General features: G+C 63.4%; 12 protein-coding genes. 4 read left to right on the forward strand and 8 right to left on the reverse strand.

The window, feature by feature from the left end; translation table 11 throughout:
• Position 1: 1 nt before the first annotated feature.
• The 8 genes from cysT (ACLKMW_RS00395) to ACLKMW_RS00430 form a co-directional block, all read right to left on the reverse strand.
• On the reverse strand, positions 2–823 hold the full coding sequence (cysT, locus tag ACLKMW_RS00395) for a sulfate ABC transporter permease subunit CysT (protein WP_415722391.1): 822 nt from the start codon (positions 821–823) through the stop codon (positions 2–4).
• An 84-nt stretch (positions 824–907) separates the two neighbouring features.
• A complete protein-coding gene (locus tag ACLKMW_RS00400) occupies positions 908–1,894 on the reverse strand; it encodes a sulfate ABC transporter substrate-binding protein (protein WP_415722392.1) in 987 nt (328 codons plus the stop codon).
• Positions 1,895–2,108: 214 nt separating this feature from the next.
• On the reverse strand, positions 2,109–3,161 hold the full coding sequence (locus ACLKMW_RS00405; RefSeq protein WP_415722393.1) for a sulfate/molybdate ABC transporter ATP-binding protein: 1,053 nt from the start codon (positions 3,159–3,161) through the stop codon (positions 2,109–2,111).
• Between the two features lie 21 nt (positions 3,162–3,182).
• Positions 3,183–4,067 carry a sulfate ABC transporter permease subunit CysW gene (gene cysW / locus ACLKMW_RS00410; RefSeq protein ID WP_415722394.1) on the reverse strand — a complete coding sequence of 295 codons (885 nt, stop codon included), beginning with the start codon at positions 4,065–4,067 and terminating at the stop codon, positions 3,183–3,185.
• Complete coding sequence (gene cysT, locus ACLKMW_RS00415) at positions 4,060–4,911, reverse strand: sulfate ABC transporter permease subunit CysT (RefSeq protein WP_415722395.1); 852 nt, start codon at positions 4,909–4,911, stop codon at positions 4,060–4,062. Before cysT (ACLKMW_RS00415) ends, cysW begins: the two co-directional genes overlap by 8 nt.
• A gap of 18 nt (positions 4,912–4,929) precedes the next feature.
• Positions 4,930–5,958, reverse strand: coding sequence for a sulfate ABC transporter substrate-binding protein (locus ACLKMW_RS00420; protein WP_415722396.1), 1,029 nt, complete (start codon positions 5,956–5,958; stop codon positions 4,930–4,932).
• A 192-nt stretch (positions 5,959–6,150) separates the two neighbouring features.
• A complete protein-coding gene (pbpC, locus tag ACLKMW_RS00425; protein ID WP_415722397.1) occupies positions 6,151–8,232 on the reverse strand; it encodes a penicillin-binding protein 1C in 2,082 nt (693 codons plus the stop codon).
• A 250-nt stretch (positions 8,233–8,482) separates the two neighbouring features.
• Complete coding sequence (locus tag ACLKMW_RS00430; protein ID WP_415722398.1) at positions 8,483–13,945, reverse strand: alpha-2-macroglobulin family protein; 5,463 nt, start codon at positions 13,943–13,945, stop codon at positions 8,483–8,485.
• Between the two features lie 414 nt (positions 13,946–14,359).
• On the opposite strand from ACLKMW_RS00430, the gene ACLKMW_RS00435 reads away from it, so the two are divergent.
• From ACLKMW_RS00435 to ACLKMW_RS00450, 4 genes are all read left to right on the forward strand, one after another.
• Positions 14,360–16,012, forward strand: coding sequence for an ABC transporter substrate-binding protein (locus ACLKMW_RS00435; protein ID WP_415722399.1), 1,653 nt, complete (start codon positions 14,360–14,362; stop codon positions 16,010–16,012).
• Positions 16,013–16,124: 112 nt separating this feature from the next.
• Positions 16,125–17,159, forward strand: a complete 1,035-nt coding sequence (locus ACLKMW_RS00440; protein ID WP_415722400.1) for an ABC transporter permease — start codon at positions 16,125–16,127, stop codon at positions 17,157–17,159.
• 1 nt (position 17,160) lies between these two features.
• The gene (locus ACLKMW_RS00445) at positions 17,161–18,321 is read left to right on the forward strand and encodes an ABC transporter permease (protein WP_415722401.1); all 1,161 of its coding nucleotides are present in this window, start codon (positions 17,161–17,163) and stop codon (positions 18,319–18,321) included.
• Positions 18,322–18,415: 94 nt separating this feature from the next.
• Positions 18,416–20,857 carry a dipeptide ABC transporter ATP-binding protein gene (locus ACLKMW_RS00450; RefSeq protein ID WP_415722402.1) on the forward strand — a complete coding sequence of 814 codons (2,442 nt, stop codon included), beginning with the start codon at positions 18,416–18,418 and terminating at the stop codon, positions 20,855–20,857.
• The last annotated feature ends 43 nt before the right edge of the window (positions 20,858–20,900 follow it).

Consider the following 20,900-nt stretch of genomic DNA (forward strand, 5'->3'; position numbering starts at 1 on the left):
CTCAGCTCCTCGCCGTGTAGCGCAGTGCCCGCGCCTGCAGCAGGTTGGTGACGGCAAGCATGACGAAAGCGGCAATCAACAGCACCGAGGCAATGGCGGCCGCCGCCTGGTAGTCGTACTCCTCCAGCCGGATGAAGGTCAGAAGCGCCGTGATCTCCGTCTCGAAGGGTTGATTGCCGGCGATGAAGATGATGGCGCCGAATTCGCCAAGGCTGCGGGCGAAGGCGAGCGACACGCCGGCAAGCAGCGCCGGGGTGAGCAATGGAAGAATGACGCGCAGGAAAACGGACCGGTCCGAGCCGCCGAGCGACTGGGCGGCTTCTTCCAGCGCCGGGTCCAGGTCTTCCAGCACCGGTTGCACGGTGCGCACGATAAAGGGAATGCTGGTGAAGGCCATGGCGATCATGATGCCGAGCGGCGTGTAAGCGACTTTGATGCCGTAGTCGCCGAGGATCGAGCCAAACAGGCCGGTCGGCGCAAATAGCGTGGTCAAGGCGATGCCGGCGACGGCGGTCGGCAAGGCGAAGGGCAGATCGACCAGCGCATCGACGAAGCGCCGGCCCGGAAAGCGATAGCGCACCAGAACCCAGGCGAGCGCCAGGCCGAAGACCAGATTGAAGGCGGTGGCGCCAAGCGCCGCAAGCACAGTGACCCGATAGCTGGCGACGGCGCGCCCCGACGAGACGATGCGCCAATAATCATCGAAGCCAAGGCTTGCCGCCTTGTAGGTCAGCGCGGCCAGCGGCAGCGCCACGATGAGCGACACGTAGGCGAGAGTTATCCCGAGGGCCAGGGGAAAACCCGGCAGGACGCGGCGTGTCACTGGCGAAGACCCTATATCACGAGTTTGGAGCGGGGGCTGTAAATAGCAGCCGCCCGCCCCGTCAACTTGCCGAACGGCAGGAGTTCAGCGCCCGCCGTAAAGCTGGTCGAGAATGCCGTCCGAGGCGAAATGCTCGGCCTGGATCTTCTCCCATCCGCCGAAGACATCCTCGACGGTGACCAGCCGAACCTCGGGAAACTTGTCCTTGAACTCGGCCGCAACTGCTTCGTCGCGGACGCGATTGCCGTTCGCCGCAAGGATTTTCTGGCCTTCCGGCGTGTAGAGGAAGTCGAGATATTTCTTGGCGAGATCGCGCGATTCGCGCTTGTCGACCACCGTGTCGACGATGGCGACTGGAAACTCGGCGAGCAGGCTGACGGAAGGCACGACGGCGTCGAACTTGTCCTCACCGAATTCGCGACGAATGCCGGTCGTCTCGGATTCGAAGGTGATCAGCACGTCGCCGATCTCGCGCTCGACGAAGGTGGTGGTGGCGGCGCGGCCGCCTGTATCGAACACCGGCACATTGTCGAACAGCTTGGTGATGAACTCCTTCACCTTGGCTTCGTCATTGTTGAACGCTTCCTTGGCGTAGGCGAACGCTGCCAGATAAGTGTAGCGCGCGTTGCCCGACGTCTTCGGGTTGGGGAAGATGACCTCCACGTCGTCGCGCACGAGGTCGTTCCAGTCCTTGATCTTCTTCGGGTTGCCGGCGCGCACGAGGAAGGACGGCAGCGAGTAGAAGGGCGAGGCTTCATGCGGGAAATCGCTCTTCCAGTCGTCGGAGACGAAGCCGTTCTTGACCAGGAAATCGATGTCGATGACCTGGTTGAAGGTAACCACGTCGGCTTCAAGGCCCTCCACGATGGCGCGGGCCTGCTTGGAGGTGCCGGCATGCGACTGGTCGATGGTGATGCCGGGGTTGGCGGCCACGAATGCCTCGTTGACGGCGACGAACAATTCGCGCGCCACGTCGTAGGAGGCGTTGAGCAATTTGTCGGCGGCGGACGCCGATACGGGAGCAGTGACAAGGCCGACGAGTGCCACGCCGGCGAGCAGAAAACGCCTCATTCGAAACTCCGTGATGTGAAGCTGAGTGTTGGAATGAAATTACCCGAGGTGGGCGGCCTGCGGCGAGGAAGCGGCTGCCCCGCAAATGCATGGGCAGGAAAATCCCATTATCGGATTGCGAATTTTATGGAATTCCATTCCCGCCAATCGGCCGATGGTCGCGACGAGCGCGGCAAAAGGTCGGTATCGAAAGAATATGCTGCCGATCGCCAGGTCACCCGGCCGGCGCCTGCTGTGGAAAAATCTTCCAACGCCGCGGCCGGAAGGTGACGCGGCTTTTCTGCGCCGCCGGATGTTCGATCGGCAGCTCGATTTCGACGCGCTGCTGATGGCCACCGAATTCGAGTTCGACGCGGCGGGTCCCGGCGACGCGCCGGCTGGCGACGACCGTGCCGGCGATGCAGCCGCTGCAGCCGTCGAGAAGCTCGACGTCGTGCGGGCGGAAATAGAGCATCGCCTCGCCATCCTGTGCTTCCGGAACAGAAAGCCCGATCGGGCGATCGGCCATCCAGACCTGGCCGGCCTCGACCTTGACCGGCATGGAGCTTGAATCGCCGATGAAGCCGTAGACGAAGGGCGAGTTGGGCGTGTCGTAGACCTCGTCGGCGGTGCCGACCTGTTCGATGCTGCCCTGGCTCATGACGACGACGCGGTCGGCAAGTTCCAGCGCTTCTTCCTGATCGTGAGTGACGAAGACGGTGGTGTGACCGGTGGCGTCATGGATATCGCGCAGCCAGCGGCGCAGTTCGCGACGGACCTGCGCATCGAGCGCGCCGAAGGGTTCGTCGAGCAGCAACACCTTCGGCTCGATCGCCATGGCGCGGGCGAGCGCCACGCGCTGGCGCTGGCCGCCGGAAAGCTGTGCCGGATAGCGGTTTTCCAGGCCCGAAAGCTGGACGAGATCGAGAAGCTCCAGCGCACGCTTGCGAATCTCGGCCTTCGGCGGCCGTGTCGAGCCGGGCCGAACCTTGAGGCCGAAGCCGATATTGTCGGCGACCGTCATGTGCCGAAACAGCGCGTAATGCTGGAACACGAAGCCGACATTGCGTTCCTGGATGGTGCGGTGCGAGGCGTCATCGTCGCCGAAATAGATCGCGCCGCGCGTCGGCTGCTCAAGGCCGGCGATCAGGCGAAGCAGCGTCGTCTTGCCGGAGCCGGACGGGCCCAGCAGCGCGATCAGTTCACCGGACCTGATGTCGAGGCAGACATCGTGAAGAGCCGGAAACCGGTCGAATTCCTTGCGCACATTGGCAACGCGAACATCCATTCAATTTCCCCAAGAGCTTTGTCAATGTCCGCGGCTGGCGGCGATCGCGTGGCCGTAGCGAATTTCCAGTATCGTCTTCAAGACGAGCGTCACCAGCGCCAGTCCGGCCAAGAGCGAGGCGACCGCGAAGGCGGCGACGGAATTGTACTCATTGTAAAGTATTTCGACGTGCAGCGGCATGGTGTTGGTCAGGCCGCGAATATGGCCCGACACCACAGAGACGGCGCCGAACTCGCCCATGGCGCGGGCGTTGCACAGAAGCACCCCGTAGAGCAGGCCCCATTTGATGTTGGGCAGGGTGACATACCAGAACGTCTGCCAGCCATTGGCGCCGAGTGAGAGGGCGGCTTCTTCATCGCCCGTGCCCTGTTCCTGCATCAGCGGGATCAGTTCGCGCGCCACGAAGGGGAAGGTGACGAACACGGTGGCGAGCACGATGCCGGGAACGGCAAACAGGATTTCGATGCCGTGGCTTTTCAGCCAGGGTCCGAGCACGCTGTTGGCACCGAACAGGAGCACATAGACCAGGCCGGAAATGACCGGGGAGACCGAGAAGGGCAGGTCGATCAACGTGATCAGGAAGGTCTTGCCCTTGAACTCGAACTTGGCGATCGCCCAGGCCGCGGCGACGCCGAAGACGAGATTGAGGGGCACTGAAATGACCGCGACCAGCAGCGTCAGGCGGATCGCCGCGAGCGTGTCCGGATCGACCAGCGCTTCCATATAAGGCCCAACGCCGCGTTTGAATGCTTCGATGAAAACGAGGATCAGCGGCAACAGCAGGAAGAGGGCGATGAAGCCGAGCGCGAGCGCCAGAAGCACCCATCTGGCGGCGCGGCTTTCTGTGGTTGCCGAGGCCCTGTTTTCATGGCGGCTGTCCGATGCAGCTTCGACGAAACTAGCCATAGCGCTTGCGGCTCCACGACTGGATGAGGTTGATGACCAGAAGCATCAGGAATGAAAGCGCCAGCATGATCGTGGCGATGGCGGTGGCGGCCGCGTAGTCGTATTCCTCAAGCCGGATGACGATCAAAAGCGGTGCGATTTCGGACACATAGGGTAGATTTCCGGCAATGAAGATGACCGACCCGTATTCGCCGACGCCACGCGCGAAGGCGAGCGCGAAGCCGGTGGTGATTGCAGGCGCCAGGCCCGGAAACAGGACGCGCGTGATGGTCTGGAAACGGCTGGCTCCGAGGGTCGCCGCCGCTTCCTCGACCTCCTTGTCAATCTCCTCGATGATGGGCTGCACCGTACGCACGACGAACGGCAGGCCGATGAAGATGAGCGCGATGACAATGCCGAGCGGCGAATAGGCGACCTGGATGCCGAGCGGGACAAGCAGGCTGCCGATCCAGCCTCGCGGTGCGTAAAGCGAGGTCAGCGCAATGCCGGCCACGGCGGTGGGCAGGGCAAAGGGCAGGTCGACCATGGCGTCTATGATGCGGCGGCCGGGAAAACTGTATCGGACCAGCACCCAGGCAACGATGGTGCCGAAGACGACATTGACGGCAGCCGCGATCATGGCGGTGCCGAAGCTGATCTCCAGCGCCTTGACGGTGCGGCGATCGGTGGCGATCGCCCAGAAATCGGTCCAGCCGAGCGCGGCCGAGCGCCAGACAAGCCCCGACAGCGGGATGAGGATGATGAGCGTGAGGTAGGCGAGCGAGAAGCCGAGCGTCAATCCGAACCCGGGAATGACGCTCGGCACCTTGAATCGCCACCGCGCTTCAGCGGGAGCATTGTTCATCGGTCTCGATCTTATCTCTTACCGGGCCGGTTTGTAGATCTGGTCGAACATGCCGCCATCGCCGAAGTGATAGGGCTGCGCCTTTGCCCAGCCGCCGAAGATCGGATCGTCGATACTGACGAGCTTCAGTTCCGGCAGTTTCTGCAACTCCTCGGGCGGCACCAGATCCGGCTTGGACGGGCGGTAATGGTGCCTCGCCGCGATGCGCTGACCTTCCTCGGAATAGAGATAGTTCAGATAGGCTTCAGCGACCTTGCGCGTGCCCTTGGCATCGACATTGCCGTCGACCACGGCCACCGGCGGCTCGGCCTGGATCGATTGCGGCGGAATGACGATGTCGAACTGGTCTTCGCCGAATTCGTCAAGGGCGAGATAGGCTTCGTTTTCCCACGCAAGCAATACGTCGCCAAGACCGCGCTCGGCGAAGGTGACGGTCGAGCCGCGCGCACCGGTGTCGAGCACTGGAACGTGACTGTAGAGCGCGCCGATATATTCCTTGATCTTGGCTTCGTCGCCGCCATACTGGCCATGGGCCCAGGCCCAGGCCGCGAGATAGTTCCAGCGGGCGCCACCCGAGGTTTTGGGGTTGGGCGTGATGACCTGGAGCCCTTCCTTGGTCAGGTCGCCCCAATCGTTCACGCCTTTCGGATTGCCCTTGCGCACCAGGAAAACGATGGTCGAAGTGTAGGGCGAGGAGTTGTTCGGCAGTTTGCCGCGCCAGTCCGGTGCGATCTTCCTGGTCTTCTCGGCGATGGCGTTGATGTCGCTTTCGAGCGCAAGCGTGACCACGTCGGCGGGGAGCCCGTCGATTACCGCGCGCGCCTGCTTGCCCGATCCGCCATGCGAGCTTTGGATGGTGACCGTCTCGCCGGTGTCGGCCTTCCATTTGGCGGCAAAGGCCTCGTTGTACTCCTTGTAGAACTCGCGCGTCGGATCATAGGACACGTTGAGGATCGTGGTGTCGGCAAAGGCGAAGCCGAAGATGCCGAATTGCACCGCGCCGGCAAGAAGGCCGGCCAGAAATCTGCGAGATCGAAGCTGAGTCATGTCTGCCTCCGTTTTCACAAGAGCATACTCTACCGATCTAGTAGAATTTCGATGGACCCGTTGTTGCGAATTTGAGGGCGTCGGCGCAATTTCCGCGCCGCCGGCGTCAAGGCATGGGGAATCATTTTCTTCACGTTCGTCAAGGAACGGCGCGGTTCATGTGTGGCGGCAATCGCTATAGCGGCCGCCGGATCATTCAACGAACACCTTGACGCTGGCGGCGCGGCCCGCCGCGTCGATTACCGTAAGCGTGGAATAGCCGAGGCTATCGGGCTGCCACAGCGCTGTTCGACGCCGCACCACATCGGCCAGCGGCTTGCCGTTTGCCAGCCAGCGGAACGGCGCACGGCCACCCTGTAGCTTCAGCACCAGCGGCGAAGCATCGGCCGAAGCCGCACCCAGTTCCACATGCGCGCCGTTCGGCGGAAAGACAATCCGCGGGGCGGGCTCCGTCGGCGCTACCGCTACCAGTTCGCCGGAGCCGGAGGCAAAACGTTGCAAGGTTACCGGAAGGTCAGCACGAGCGGTGCGCAATGCGCCGGCCGGCGCGCGCGGCAGCGGCACGATGGCAAGGCCCGATTTGGCAAAAGCCTCGAACAGGACGGGCGCCGCCGAGACGTAGCCCGAAAGGCCGGGGACGGAGCCGGAATCCGCCCGGCCCACCCAGACGCCGAGCACATGGCGACCATCGAAGCCGACCGACCAGGCGTCGCGATAGCCGTAGGAGGTGCCGGTTTTATAGGCAATGCCGCGCCGGGCTGCACCTTCGGGGGGCCTCACCCCGGAAAGCATGTCGGCGACCTGCCAGGTGGCGCGGTCGTCGAGAATGATGCCGCCGCTTGCGCCCACGGGCGCCGCCTCCGTACCGTCGCGAAGCAAGCTGGCTTTCCCGCCATTGGCAAGCCCGGTGTAGAGCTGCACCAGATCGCGCAACGTGAGCCCTACACCGCCCAAGCCGATCGCAAGGCCCGGCGGCTCATTCTTCGGCAGGGAAGGGGTGACGCCCGCCTGTCGGAAACGCGCCGTCAGCCGCGCCGGGCCGACCGCATCGAGCAGGCGCACGGCTGGCACGTTGAGCGACAGTTGCAGCGCCTGGCGCACGCTGACATCGCCCTGGTAGCCCATGTCGAAATTACGCGGGCGATAGCCGGCGAAATCGGCTGGGCGATCCTCGATCAGCGTTTCCTGCGCAACAAGCCCCTGCTCGATGGCGAGGCCATAGATGAACGGCTTCAGGGTCGAGCCCGGCGAGCGCGAAGCCCTGGTCATATCGATCCAGCCGGAGCGGCTGGCATCGAAATAGTCCGCTGAGCCGACTTCGCCGAGCACTTCGCCGGTGCGCGCATCGGCCAGAACCATCGCCACGGAAATTTTCGGGCCGAGCTTCGCAGCGGAGGCGCGCGCGACCGCTTCGAGCCCTTCTTGGACGCGCTTGGCCAAGGTAAGCTGGTGGCGATGGCGGGAGGGGGCGTTGCGCAAGGCCCTGTCGGCGACGTGGGCGGCAAGTGCCGGCAGGGCGAAACGCACGTCCGCCACTTCGTCCGCTTGCGTGCGAGCCGCTTCGCGCTGGCTGAGAACACCGGCGCTGACCATGCGGTTGAGCACACGGTTACGCGCTGCCTCGGCTGCATTGCGGTTGCGGTCGGGGCGGCGGCGTTCCGGCAATTGCGGCAGGGCGACCAGCAGAGCTGTTTGCGAGACGCTGAGCCGGCGCGGCTCCTTGCCGAAATAGGCGAGCGAGGCGGCGCGCACGCCCTCCAGATTGCCGCCATAAGGCGCAAGCGTCAGATAACGTTCGAGGATCTCTCGCTTGTCCAGTCGTCGCTCGATCTGGACCGCGCGGAACATCTGCCGCAGCTTCGAACCGAGACTGCGGCTTTCGCGCGGCTCGATCAGCCGGGCGAGTTGCATCGACAAGGTCGAACCGCCAGAAACGATGCGGCCATTGCCGGCGAATTGCCGGGCCGCGCGCAGAAGCGCCAGGAAATCGATGCCATTGTGATCGAAGAAGCGCTTGTCCTCATAGGCGATCAGCATCTCGACGAATTGCGGATCGACGGCGTCGAGATCGACCGCCAGCCGCCAGTAGCCGTCCGGCGTCGCATAGGCGCGCAACAGCGCGCCGTTGCGATCGAGCACTTCGGTAGAGACTGTCAGTTGTTCCGGCAGCGGCGGCGGGAAGGCGCGGTCGAGGGCAGGAAGGGCGAAGATGGTGACGGCGGCCAGACCGATGGCGACGCTAGCGGAAAGTGCGATTTTGCGGAGGAGGGGCACGAATTCATCCCCCTTACCCGGCCGCTGCGCGGCCACCCTCTCCCTGAGGGGAGAGGAGGGAACTGGCACGGCGGGCGTCGTCTCTTACAGCGGTTGGCAGGGAAGAAGGCGGCTCAGCCCTTTCGGTTGGTCGAAGACTGGTTTCCACGGCGCGGCCGGCATCCTCCTCTCCCCGATGGGGAGAGGGTGGCCGCGCAGCGGCCGGGTGAGGGGGCGGTTCCAACACTACGTTCATCTTTGTGCTGCCACCCTACTGCGCCCTGACCTCCATCATCCCGCTAGAGGTGCGGGCCGAAAACTGCGGCCGGTACATGTCTTCGACGCTGGCCGGCGGATGCGCGTAGATGCCGGGGGTAACCGCGCGCACCACATAGGCGAGCGTGATCGGCGCGGTGTCGCCGGCCTGCCGGTCGAAAGCGGCGACAAAGCGGTCGTCGCGGAATTCGAGATGCGCGGCTTGCGCGCGTGCAAGCCAGGGGAAGTTAGACAGCTCCGCGCTGGAAACCAGGCCCGGATTGTCGATCTCGAAGCCGGCCGGCAACAGATCGCTGACCAGCACGCGCGACGGCCATTGATTGAACGGAGTGATGCTGAGCACCGCCACGAAGCGCTCGTTCTGGCCGACGCTGGTGACATTCGCCTCCGATCCGTCGAGATTGTAGTAGGTGCGCCTGATCTCGAAACCGTCGCCGCCTGCCGGCAGCGGCTGGGCAGGCGCGGCCACTGCCGTGACCACCGCCTGCACCGGATCGGCTCCCCTATTGGCGATGGTGACCGGATTGGCCAGCAGTGCATCCCCGGTCAATGTCTGCGAATAAAGGCCGGTGTGCGGGGCATCGTTGACGGTGAGGCTGATTGCGTCGCCACCTGCCCGCAGCGCGCGGGCGGCAAGCAGCATCCAGGCCTGGTCCTGCGTGCTGGTATAGTCGGCCGTCTTTCGCTCGGCCGAAACCAGCTTGACCAGTTCCGGCACGACTTTCGGCATCGGACGGCTTTCGCCGGCAAGTGCCAACATGGCCGCGCCGTCACGCAGGCGCGAGCCGTAGTCCGAACGCGCATAGTCATGCTGGGGATTGGCCTTGGCGAGCGTCAACGCAGCGGTGAAGGTCGATTCAGACCGCTGCTGGTCGCCGTAGAGCGCCAGGCTGGCGGCAAGCTGGGCGACGGCCATCGGACTCGAAAAAGCTTCGAGTTTCGCGTCCGAATAATAGCGCAGGTCGCCGATCGAAGCCTTCTTGTTGCGGGCAAGCACATAGAGCGCATAGGCGATATCGCTGCCGCGACCCTCGATATCGAGATCATAGGCCAGCGAATTCTGCAGATTGCCAAGTGCCGACAGCATCGCCTCGCGCGGCACGTCGAAGTTCTTTTCGCGTGCCCGGGTCAGGAAATCGGTGACATAGGCGTCGAGCCAGAGATCGCCCGAGCCGGGCGACCAGAGGCCGAAGCTGCCGGAGGAGGACTGGTAGTTCAGTACGCTGTAGATGGCGTCCTGGATGCGCTGGCGCAGGGCCGGATCGTCCGCCATGCCGGCTTCAGCGGCAAGCTCGCTGACGTAGAGCAATGGCAGGGCGCGGCTGGTGGTCTGCTCGGTGCAGCCATAGGGATAGCGATCGAGCGCCAGCAAAAGCGAGGGGACGTCGAAGGCCGCCGCCCGCGATATGCCGATGCTGACATGGGCTCCGTCGAGCAGGCTTGCCGCCAGAAGCTCGCGGTCGACATGCAGGCTGCCGCCATGGGCGGCAAGGTCGACGACGGTGCGCGTCGTGACCGGCAGGTCGGCAGGGCGGATCGGGATGGACAGCTTCTGCTCGACCGTCAGGCCATCGGCACCGGCGAGCTGGATCGTAACGCCGCCGTCGCCCGTTGTCTCGGCCGTCAGCGGGACGGTGAGCGACTGGCGCTTGCCCGCCGTCAGCGTGACGCTGTCGGGAAGGCTATCGCCTGCCGTTAGCCCGCCGCTGGCTTCGATGGTCAGCGCATAATTGCCGTCCGGCGCGTCGGTGTTAGCAATGTCGAGCCGCATCTCGGCGCTGTCGCCGGGCGCCAGAAAACGCGGCAGGCCGGCGGTGATGACAACCGGATCGCGCACGACGACGTCCGACACCGCATGGCCCACGCCTTCCTTGCTCCACGCCACGGCCATGACCCGAACGGTGCCGTTGAATTGCGGCACGTCGAATTCGATGGTGGCCTCGCCGTTGGCGTCGAGCGTCACCGGACCGGAGAAGAACGCGACCAGCTTCTCGGTGGGCGGGCTGCCTTCGGCAGTCAGACTTGCACCGTCGCCGCCGGTGCGCAGCTTGCCGGTGACGCCGAGAGAGCCGTCGATCAGGCGCCCGTAAAGATCGCGCAGTTCAAGCCCGAGCTGGCGCTGGCCGAAGAACCAGGCTTCCGGATCTGGCGCCTGGTACCTGGTCAGGTTGAGAATGCCGACATCGACGGCGGCGACCATGACACGGGCTTCGCCGGAGGCGCCGGTGACCGAGACCGGGACCGAAAGTCGCTGCCTCGGCTCGGTCTTTTCAGGCGGGCTCAGCGCGACGTCCAGTTTCTTGTCGGCCGGATCGATCTTCAGCCATTTGACGCCGATGGCGCGGGCCGGCATGCGTGATTCCTGCGCCTCGCCCGGACGAAAGAGCGTGGCGGTGACATAGGCGCCGGCACCCCAGTCTTCACCCACCGGAATGTCGATGCTTGCGCCACCTTCCGGCACGGATGCGGTGAAGGTCTCGAGCAGCCGGTCGGCGCCGACCGTCACCAGAAGCTCGCCGGCGAAGCGCGGCGAGATCTGCAATTTGGCGGTCTCGCCGGCTGTGTACTGATCCTTGTCGAGGGCGATTTCCAGCCCGTCGGGCGTTTCGGTGGAGGTCGCCTCGACATACCAGCCGGCATCGAACTCGACGCTCGTCGCCGGGCTGGTGGGATCGGAGGTGGCGATTTCCAAACGATAACGGCCCCAATCGACGGGCACCGAGATGCTCGCTTCGCGGCCGGCTTCCAGGTCGATCCGGCCATTGGCTACGGCCTTGGTGAAGGTCACCGGCTCGTAACTCCAGGCATTGCCGCTGCGATACCACTGGTAATTTCGCTCGACTTTGACCAGTGACCACTCCGCGCTTTGAAGAGCGGTGCGCGTTCCGTCCGGTTCGGCGGCGATGATGCTGAATTTCGCGGTGGACCCTTGCGGAACTTCGCCGCCGGAAAATTCCGGCTTGATGCCTATCATCCGCCCTTGCGGCCGGATGGCGATATCAAGAGCGCGCTCGACGGCGCGGCCGCCGCTTTCGCGCATGCGCACCGTAACCGCCGCATTGAGCAGACGGGTGGTGGACGGAAGCTGATCGACAGTCACAGGGAAGGTCGCCTTGCCGTCATCGCCCACCGGCGGAAGTCCGGCCAGCGGAATGCGGGTGGCTTCGCCTTCTTCCTCGTCGGCGAGACCGAATGAGAACCCTTTGAAACGCTGCCATTCACGTTTGGTCGAGATGGTGACTTCGCCCTCCAGCGCCAGCCCCGCAGCCGGCGCGCCGTAAAGGAAGCGTCCGTCAACCGTCAGGTTTGCCGCCTCGCCGGAGGCTATTTCCTCGCGGTCGCTGGTCAGGTCGAATTCGATGCGGTCGGGCACGAAATCCTCGACCAGGAACATCTGGCTGGCGACGGCAGCCTGCTTCGGGTCGGCATGAATGGCGACGGTCCAGGTGCCGCGCATGGCGTTGGGCGAAAGGGTCAAGTGCACGGCGTGGCCGCCGGCCACGGCACTTTCAGAAACGATGCGTCGGTCTTCGACGCCGTCGGGGCGGGTGAAGATGAAAGTGAGCGGCAGGTTGTCGACCGCCGCCGCCGTCTCATCGCGGGCGAGGGCGGCGACATGCACTTCCTCGCCGGCGCGGTAGATGCCGCGCTCGGTCCAGGCATAAATGTCGAGGGCGCCCGGCGCGGCGCGTCCGGTGACGCCACGGTCGGAAAGATCGAAGCCGGCGCGGGTCATGTCAAGGAAGACAAAATCCTCGTCGCCGCGGTTTGCCATCAGCACCGCCGGCGCCATGCCGCCGGTTCCGCGCGTCAGGCCGGCGGTGAAGGTCGCGTGGCCTTCGGCGTCGGTCTTGGCTGTGCCCAGAACTTCATTGTTGCGGGCAAGCAGCGTCAGTTCGGCATCTGCAATGGGCTTGGCCGAACCGAGCGAGCGGGCAAAGACGTTGAGCCCGTCCTGGCCGGCATAGGTGGAAAGCCCGATATCGGAGACGACGAACCATTGGGTGGCGCGGGCATCGTAGGTCTCGCTGCGGGCATTCTGAGGCTGGGCAGTCAGCACATAGACGCCGGGCTTGCGATCGGGCAGCGCCTCGTCGACCGGAAAGCTGGTCGTCACTTCCTGATTGAGCTCGTTAGCGATCTCGATCCGGCCCTCCCAGACCGGTTCCCCCATCTGGTCGGAAATGCTCGTGATGTCATAGCCGTCGAGCTGGCGCAGGAACTGATAGCCGGTGAGAAGCTGGGCGAGCGAGCGGTCGCCGATGCGGTAGAGCTTCATGTCGGCTGCATCGGTATTGACGGTGACGAGCGGAATGCCGCGCCGTGCGGTGGCAGGCAGCACGAAGCTGTCGCCGGTGAAGCGGGCGGAGGCGGCGCGGTCCTGCACATAGATCGAAAGAGCTACCGGCGCGCTCAGCACCTCGCCGATGGCAGAAGGCAGGCCGCTGCGGAATGAGACGCTGTAGTGCCGGCCGTGTTCAAGGCCCTCCACGCAGATCTGCTGACCCTTCGCCTCGATCGCCTTGGGCGCGGCATTGTCGACGGTCACGAAAGGCGCATAGTCGATGCCGGTCTTGACCAGCTCTTCGGAGAACTGCGCGCAGATGCGTGGCGAAGCGCTGTCATTGTCGACGGAATGATCGACGATGCGAAAGCCCTTGCGAGCCTTCAGGTCCTCATATTCGGCGCGCACTGAGGCTGAGTTGACCAGGTCGAGGCTTGCCTCGTAGGCCTGAAGTGCTGGACGCGACAGCTCCCGCCGGTCGAGCGCCACGGCCATGACCGCCAATGCATCGGCGCGCGTCGCCGCCGTGCGCAGGAGCTGATAGCCGTTCCAGGCAGCCGAGGTGGCATCACGTTGCAGCTTTGCCGTCTCTTCGCCGTTCGCCGGCTGAACGCCAAGAATGGCGCGGGCAAGCTCGATCCACACCGCGCCATCTTCGGGCGAGGTCGCCACGGCGGTGGTGAGCTTCTGCATGGCGGTGCGCGGATCGCCGTTGCGCATCGCCTCTTCGGCCGCATCGGTAAGCGCGGCGAGTCCTTCCTCTCCGACCGCGACTGAGCCATCGGTGAGGCTCGCACGGAACTGCCGCGCCTCGTCGACCATGCCGGCGCCGAAGAAGCCAAGTTCCGGCGGCGCGCCGATGTCGGGATCGCTGTTCAGCGCTACGACCTTGCCGGCAACCGCGCCGGGGAACGGTCTCAGCACGCTGAAGTCCGATTTCAGGAAACACCATTTCGCCTTGGAGTTGTAGGTAAAGGCGCGACATGAGGAATCGCCAAGACAAGTGCTCTTGCATTGATCGAGCGACACGTTCTGCTCCGATCTCAGGTCGAAGCCGAAATAATCGCCATCCTGGCTGGTGACGATTTTCCTGGCATCTTGCGCCATGGCCTGGCCGCCGAAGACGAGCAAGAGCAGGAGACAGGTGAAAGCATGTGCCGCACGCATTGACATGGTCTTCTCCTGAAGCTGCCGTCGTTTGCGGCAGCCATGTTCAAGCTTCGATATGGGTTGTCAACACACTCCGGAAGGGTGAATCCCATCATCCAAAAGAGTTCGCGGATAGGTTTTCTGTGGATCACGCTTTTTCGTTGTGCACCGCAATGTGCAAAGCCTTGCGTGGCCTGATGGAACGGCCTGGCTGGCGCTGTCGGCATCATCGGAAACGGCGCAGATTAGCAGATTGGGAAAAAATCGGCCGGAATCCTTGGCCACTATGAAGAATGCGGCATGAATGTCGCATTTGCGCGCACCGATCTCCCGCCAAAGCTGCACATTCTCATCCCGCTTTCGTGATCCGCGCTCTTTGACATCGAGTGTAGGATACGAAATGCTAATCGGCAGAAAGCCAGTAAATGGGAGAGAATAATGACCTTCTACAAAAGCAATGGGGATCGTGTTCCAGACCATATTCGCAAGCTCGCTGAAAGCGTGAAGACCGGCGGAATGGACCGCCGCGAATTTCTTGCGCTGGCGAGTGCGTTCGGCGCCACGACGGCGATGGCTTACGGCATGATCGGTCTTGCCGCGCCGACCGAGGCGCTGGCCCAGGAGCCGAAAAAGGGCGGCGTTCTCAAGATCGCGATGTTCATCAAGGCGCCGAAGGATCCGCGCATGGCGGACTGGTCGGAGATCGCCAATTCGCAGCGCCAGTCGCTGGAGCCGCTGGTCAAATATACGCGCGAATATACGTTCGAACCTTACCTGCTCGAGGGCTGGGAGGTGAACGACGACGCGACGGAATACGTCCTGAAGTTGCGAAAGAACGTGACCTGGACCAATGGCGACGCCTTCAACGCCGACGACGTGATTTACAACCTCAACCGCTGGTGCGACGCCAAGGCGGAAGGCAATTCGATGGCCGCCCGCATGGGCACGCTGGTCGACAAGGCTTCGGGCAAGGCGCGCGAGGGCGGCATCACCAAGGTCGATGATCACACCGTGAAAATCACGCTGACGGAATCCGACATCTCCTTCGTGCCGAACCTGGCCGATTATCCGGGGCTGGTCGTGCACCGCAGCTTCGACGAGACGGGCGCGGATTTCACCAAGAACCCGATCGGCACCGGCCCGTTCGAGCTCGTTTCCTTCGATGTCGGCAGCCGCGTCGTCTACAAGCGCCGCGAAGACGGCAAATGGTGGGGCGGCGAGGCACATCTGGATGGCGTCGAGTTCATCGACTACGGCACCGATCCGGCAGCGACGGTCAGCGCCTTCGAGGCGGGCGAGATCCACACCAACTACGAGACCTCGGCGGACTATGTGCCGATCCTCGACGGGCTCGATCTGGTGAAGTCCGAGGTGGTGACGGCGACCACGCTGGTGGCGCGCACCAACGTGGCCAACAAGCCCTATGACGACCAGAAGGTGCGCCAGGCGCTTCAGCTTGCCGTCGACAATGCGACGATCCTGCAGCTTGGCTATGGCGGGGCCGGCACGGTGGCGGAAAATCACCATGTCTGCCAGATCCATCCCGAATATTTCGAACTGCCGCCGATCAAGCGCGACATGGAAAAAGCCAAGGCGTTGATGGCGGAAGCCGGGCAGGCCGACTTCGAGCACGAGCTCATCACCGTCGACGAGGACTGGCACAAGAACACCGGCGATGCGATCGCCGCGCAGTTGCGCGAGGCGGGCATCAAGGTCAAGCGCACGGTGCTGCCCGGCTCGACCTTCTGGAACGACTGGACGAAATATCCCTACTCGATGACCAACTGGAACATGCGCCCGCTCGGGGTGCAGGTCCTGGCGCTCGGCTATCGCACCGGCGAGGCCTGGAACGAAACCGCTTGGTCCAATCCCGAGTTCGACAAGAAGCTTGGCGAGGCGCTGGCGGTCTCCGATGCCGAGAAGCGCAAGGAGATGATGGAGGATATCGAGAAACTGCTCCAGGATTCCGGCATCATCATCCAGCCCTACTGGCGCAAGCTCTATAATCACTCCGTACCGGCCGTTAAAAACCACGGAATGCATCCGACGTTCGAGATCGATCTCGGCAAGGTCTGGCTCGACGAAGCGTAAGGCGCACGACAACCGACGGGGAGGGCGCTCGCCGCCCTTCCGCTTCGATTCAAGGACCGCCGGTGGAGGGCCGACCGGTTCTTGACCCCAAACCAAACGGCAGGGGGCACCAATGTTTGCTTTCGTTCTGCGGCGTCTGGGCACCATGGTCGTCACCATGTTCTGCCTGACGCTGGTCGTATTCTTTCTCGTCAACCTCGAACCCAATTTGAAGAAGCTGGCGATCAGCCAGACCGAGCAGCGCGCCTCGGCCGAGCACCTTGAAAGCTGGCTGGTCAAGAACGGCTATCGGCAGAATTTCTTCGTGCGCTACGGGCAGTGGCTGGGGGTGTGGCCGAAGCAGCCCAACATCGACGCCAGTGGCAAGGCGGTACCCAGGTTCCGCTATTGCGACGAGCCGGACGTGCCGAAATTTTCCGGCGTGCTCCAGGGCGATTTTGGCTGCTCCACCAAGTTCCGGGCCACGGTGGCGGCGAAGCTGTTTCCCGCACTTGGCGCTACCGGCATCCTGATGTTCTGGGTGATGGCGGTGATGGTGCCGATCTCGCTGCTCATCGGCATCCTCGCCGGCATGCGCGAGGGCACCCGCACCGACCGCAGCCTTTCGGTCGCCTCGATCGCCACGACGGCGACCCCGGAATATGTCTCGGGCGTCATCTTCACCGTCATTTTCGCCTCAACGCTCGGCTGGCTCAACGGATCGGCGGCGAGCGCCACCAGCCAGGGCATCACCTTCTACAACTTCACCCTGCCGGTGATGACGATGGCGATCTACGGCATCGGCTACATCGCCCGCATGACCCGCGCCTCGATGGTTGAGGTGATGACGCAGCAGTATATTCGCACTGCGCGGCTGAAAGGGCTGAGTTTCCCTTCAGTCGTCATCAAACATGCGCTGCGCAATGCGCTGATTGCACCTTTCACAGTCATCATGCTGCAGTTTCCATGGCTGCTCACCGGCGTCGTCGTCGTCGAGGTCATGTTCCGCTACCAGGGCTTCGGCTACGTTCTGGTGGAGGCGGCCGGCAACAACGATATCGATCTCCTGCTCGGCTGCTCGCTGATCTCCGTCTTCGTGGTGCTGTTCACTCAGCTCATCTCGGATGTCGGCTACGCCTATCTCAATCCGCGGATCAGGGTGCAGTAGGATGGGCGCGATCGAATTCCTCACTTGGCCCCAGATCATCCTCGGCGTGCTCGCGCGTTTCTGGCCGGTCTGGCTGGCACTTGCCGTCGTGCTTGGTACGAGCTTCTGGTTCAAGAAACGGCTCGGCCTCTACGGCCAGCTTTTCGACAGCGGCGTCGGCGTCGCCGGCGTGACCATCTGCTTGTTCTGGCTGTTCACGTCGATTTTCGCCAGCACGATCTCACCGTTCAATCCGCTGGCGCAGATTCCGATCATGAAGGATGCGCTGTCGGGCGCGATCGTGCCGGACAATGGCGGTGTCTACCTGTTCGGCGGCGACAAGCTTGCCCGCGACGTGTTCAGCCGGATGGTCTATGGCAGCCAGATCGTGCTGGCGATCGCGCCGCTGGCGACCGCATTCGCGCTGATGGTCGGTGTCACGCTCGGGCTGCCGGCGGGCTATTATGGCGGGCGGATCGACTCGGTGCTGTCGTTTCTGGCCAATCTGGTGCTGGCCTTTCCGGTCATCCTGCTGTTTTACCTGCTGGTGACGCCCGGCATCATGGAAACGCCTATTCCCTACGGCATGGCGGGGCTGTTCTTCATCTTCCCGATCATCTTCTTCAGCGTGCTTTTCTACACGCGCTTCAAGAACCGGCCGGAGCGGCTCTATATCCTCCTGGCGGCGACGATCCTGATCGGCGGCTGGGTCTATGCCGGGCTGGTGTTCAATGCCGATCCGTTCGGCGTCATCAGCATGGACCCGAACGAGCTCAATATTTTCGTGGCGGTGGTGTTCGCGTCTAGCCCCGGCGTGTTCCGCATCGTGCGCGGCCTGGTGATGGACATCAAGACGCGCGACTACGTGGCGGCGGCGCAAACGCGCGGCGAAAGCCCGTGGTACATCATGCTATGGGAAATCCTTCCCAACGCGCGGGGCCCGCTGATCGTCGATGCCTGCCTGCGCATCGGCTACACGACGATCCTGCTCGGCACGCTCGGTTACTTCGGCCTTGGGCTGGCGCCTGAAAGCCCGGACTGGGGCACGGCCATCAAGGATGCCAGCCGGTTGTTGCGTTCGTTCATCCACCCGGCGCTGCCGCCGACCATCGCACTGATGTCGTTCGTGCTCGGGCTCAACCTGCTGGCCGACGCGTTGCGCGAACAGTCGATGAAGGATTGAGATGCGTGCCCTTCGCCACCACGGGCAACCGGGTGCGGCGCAGGGATGACAATGCCGTCGCCTTGTTGCGATAGACAGAAAATTGGAGTGAAACATGAACGAGAGCGTTCGAACTCCCGCCGAACCCATCCTTGAAATCGAGAACCTTTCGATCTCGTTCTTCACTAGGCTCGGTGAAATACCTGCGGTGATGGATTTTTCCTGCTCGGTGATGCCGGGCGAGGCGATGGGCATCGTCGGTGAGTCCGGCTGCGGCAAGTCGACCGTATCGCTCGGCATCATGCGCGACCTCTCCAATGTCGGGCAGATCGTCGGTGGCCGCATCAAGTTCCAGGGCAAGGACATGGGCGACATGTCCGAGGAGGAACTGCGCGCCATTCGCGGCAACAAGATCGCCATGATCTATCAGGAGCCGATGGCAAGCCTGAACCCGGCGATGAAGGTCGGCCAGCAACTTATGGAAGTGCCGCTGATCCACGACAAGGTGTCCAAATCGGAGGCTTACGACCGTTCGTTGGCAATGCTGAAGGCGGTGCGGCTGCCCGACCCCGAACGCATCATGAAATCCTATCCGCATCAGCTTTCGGGCGGGCAGCAGCAGCGCATCGTCATCGCCATGGCGCTCTTGTCGAAGCCGGCGCTGCTTCTGCTCGACGAGCCGACGACGGCGCTCGACGTCACCGTGGAGGCAGGAATCGTCGATCTGGTGAAGGGGCTCGGCAAGGAATTCGGCACGTCGATGATCTTCGTGTCGCACAATCTCGGGCTGATCCTGGAGACCTGCGACCGTATCACCGTCATGTATTCGGGCGAGGCGGTGGAGACAGGCAGGGTCGAGGACGTTTTCGACCGCATGCGACATCCCTACACGCAAGGGCTGTTCCGCTCGATCCCGCTGCCGGGCGCCGACAAGAACTCGCGGCCGCTGATTGCCATTCCGGGCCAACTGCCGCTGCCGCACGAGCGTCCGAAGGGCTGCAATTTCGGCCCGCGCTGCCACCACTTCGTCGATGGCGTTTGCAACGTCGCCGAGATTCCGATGATTGCTGTGGAGGGCCACGACAATCATCATAGCCGCTGCGTGCGCTTCAACGAGATCGACTGGAGCGCGCTGCCCAAGGGAGCAAAAGCGGAGAAGGAGCCGATAACTCCCGGCGTACCGGTGCTGAAAGTCGACAATCTGAGGAAATATTACCGGGTCTCGGCCAATGAGGTGTTCGGCGGCGGCGAAGGCCGTGTCGTCAAGGCCAATGAAAGCATCAGCTTCGAGGCACGCGAATCCGAGACCGTCGCCATCGTTGGCGAATCCGGCTGCGGCAAGTCTACCCTGGCCAAGGTGTTGCTCGGGCTCGAAACGGCGAGCGCCGGCACGATTTCGCTGGCCAACCACGACATTGAATCGACCTCCGTCGAGGAGCGCGATGTCGAGACCGTCTCGTCGATCCAGATGGTGTTCCAGAACCCGTTCGACACGCTCAATCCAAGCCATTCGGTGGGCTCGCAGATCATCCGGACGCTGGAGAAATTCAAGGTTGGAAGGACGCTGGCGGAACGCCGGCAGCGGATGTTCGAGCTGCTCGATCTGGTGAAACTTCCACGCGCTTTCGCCGAGCGCATGCCGCGCCAGCTTTCCGGCGGACAAAAGCAGCGCATTGGCGTGGCGCGCGCCTTTGCCGGACGCGCCAAGGTGGTGGTGGCGGATGAGCCGGTGTCGGCGCTCGACGTTTCGGTGCAGGCGGCGGTGACCGAACTCTTGATGGACATTCAGCGCAAATCCAAGACGACGATGCTGTTCATCAGCCACGATCTGTCGGTGGTGCGTTATATCGCCGATCGTGTCGTGGTCATGTATCTCGGCCATATCGTCGAGCTTGGCACCACCGATCAGATTTTCGCGCCGCCCTATCACCCCTACACGGAGGCGCTGCTTTCGGCCATTCCGATCGCCGACACCAGCGTGGTCAAGAAGCATATCGTGCTTGAAGGCGACATCCCCTCGGCGATGAACCCGCCGAGCGGCTGCCCGTTCCAGACCCGCTGTCGCTACAAGCCTCTGGTGCCCGACAATCTGTGCGAGACGCAGCTTCCGCCCTTCAGGGACCTTGGCAATGGCCACAGGAGCCTGTGCTGGCTGTCGGACGACGTGCTGGCGAAGATGGAGCCGGTGATCAGCTTCGATCGCGACGAGGCGGACGTGCCGATTGGCGATGCCATTCCCGAGGACGCCGGCGATCGGCCAGCGGACGAGCCGGCGGCTTACGACCAGCCGCACCGGCCACATGGCAAGCGTGCCAAACCGGAAGCGGGCATGGCGGAAGCGTCTGCCGAGGAGGCGGAAGCCGCAATGCGCGCCCGGCGCCATGAGCGCCAGGACGAGGTTTCGGAGACCGGCACCCTGCCGGGCGACGAAAATTCCGCCCTGGAACCGCTCGCTCCGCGCACGGTCGGAGATGGACGCCAGGCCCAAGACGAGGACGTGCCGTCGGCATTCGAACCGACCGAAGACGAAAACGAGGACAAGGCAAAGAAGACCTGAACGGCCCGCCGTGACTTCTCACCGTTGCTGGATGCGGCCCGTT

It is taken from the genome of Borborobacter xinjiangensis, assembly GCF_047739745.1.
Taxonomy (GTDB): Bacteria; Pseudomonadota; Alphaproteobacteria; order Rhizobiales; family Rhizobiaceae; genus Pseudaminobacter.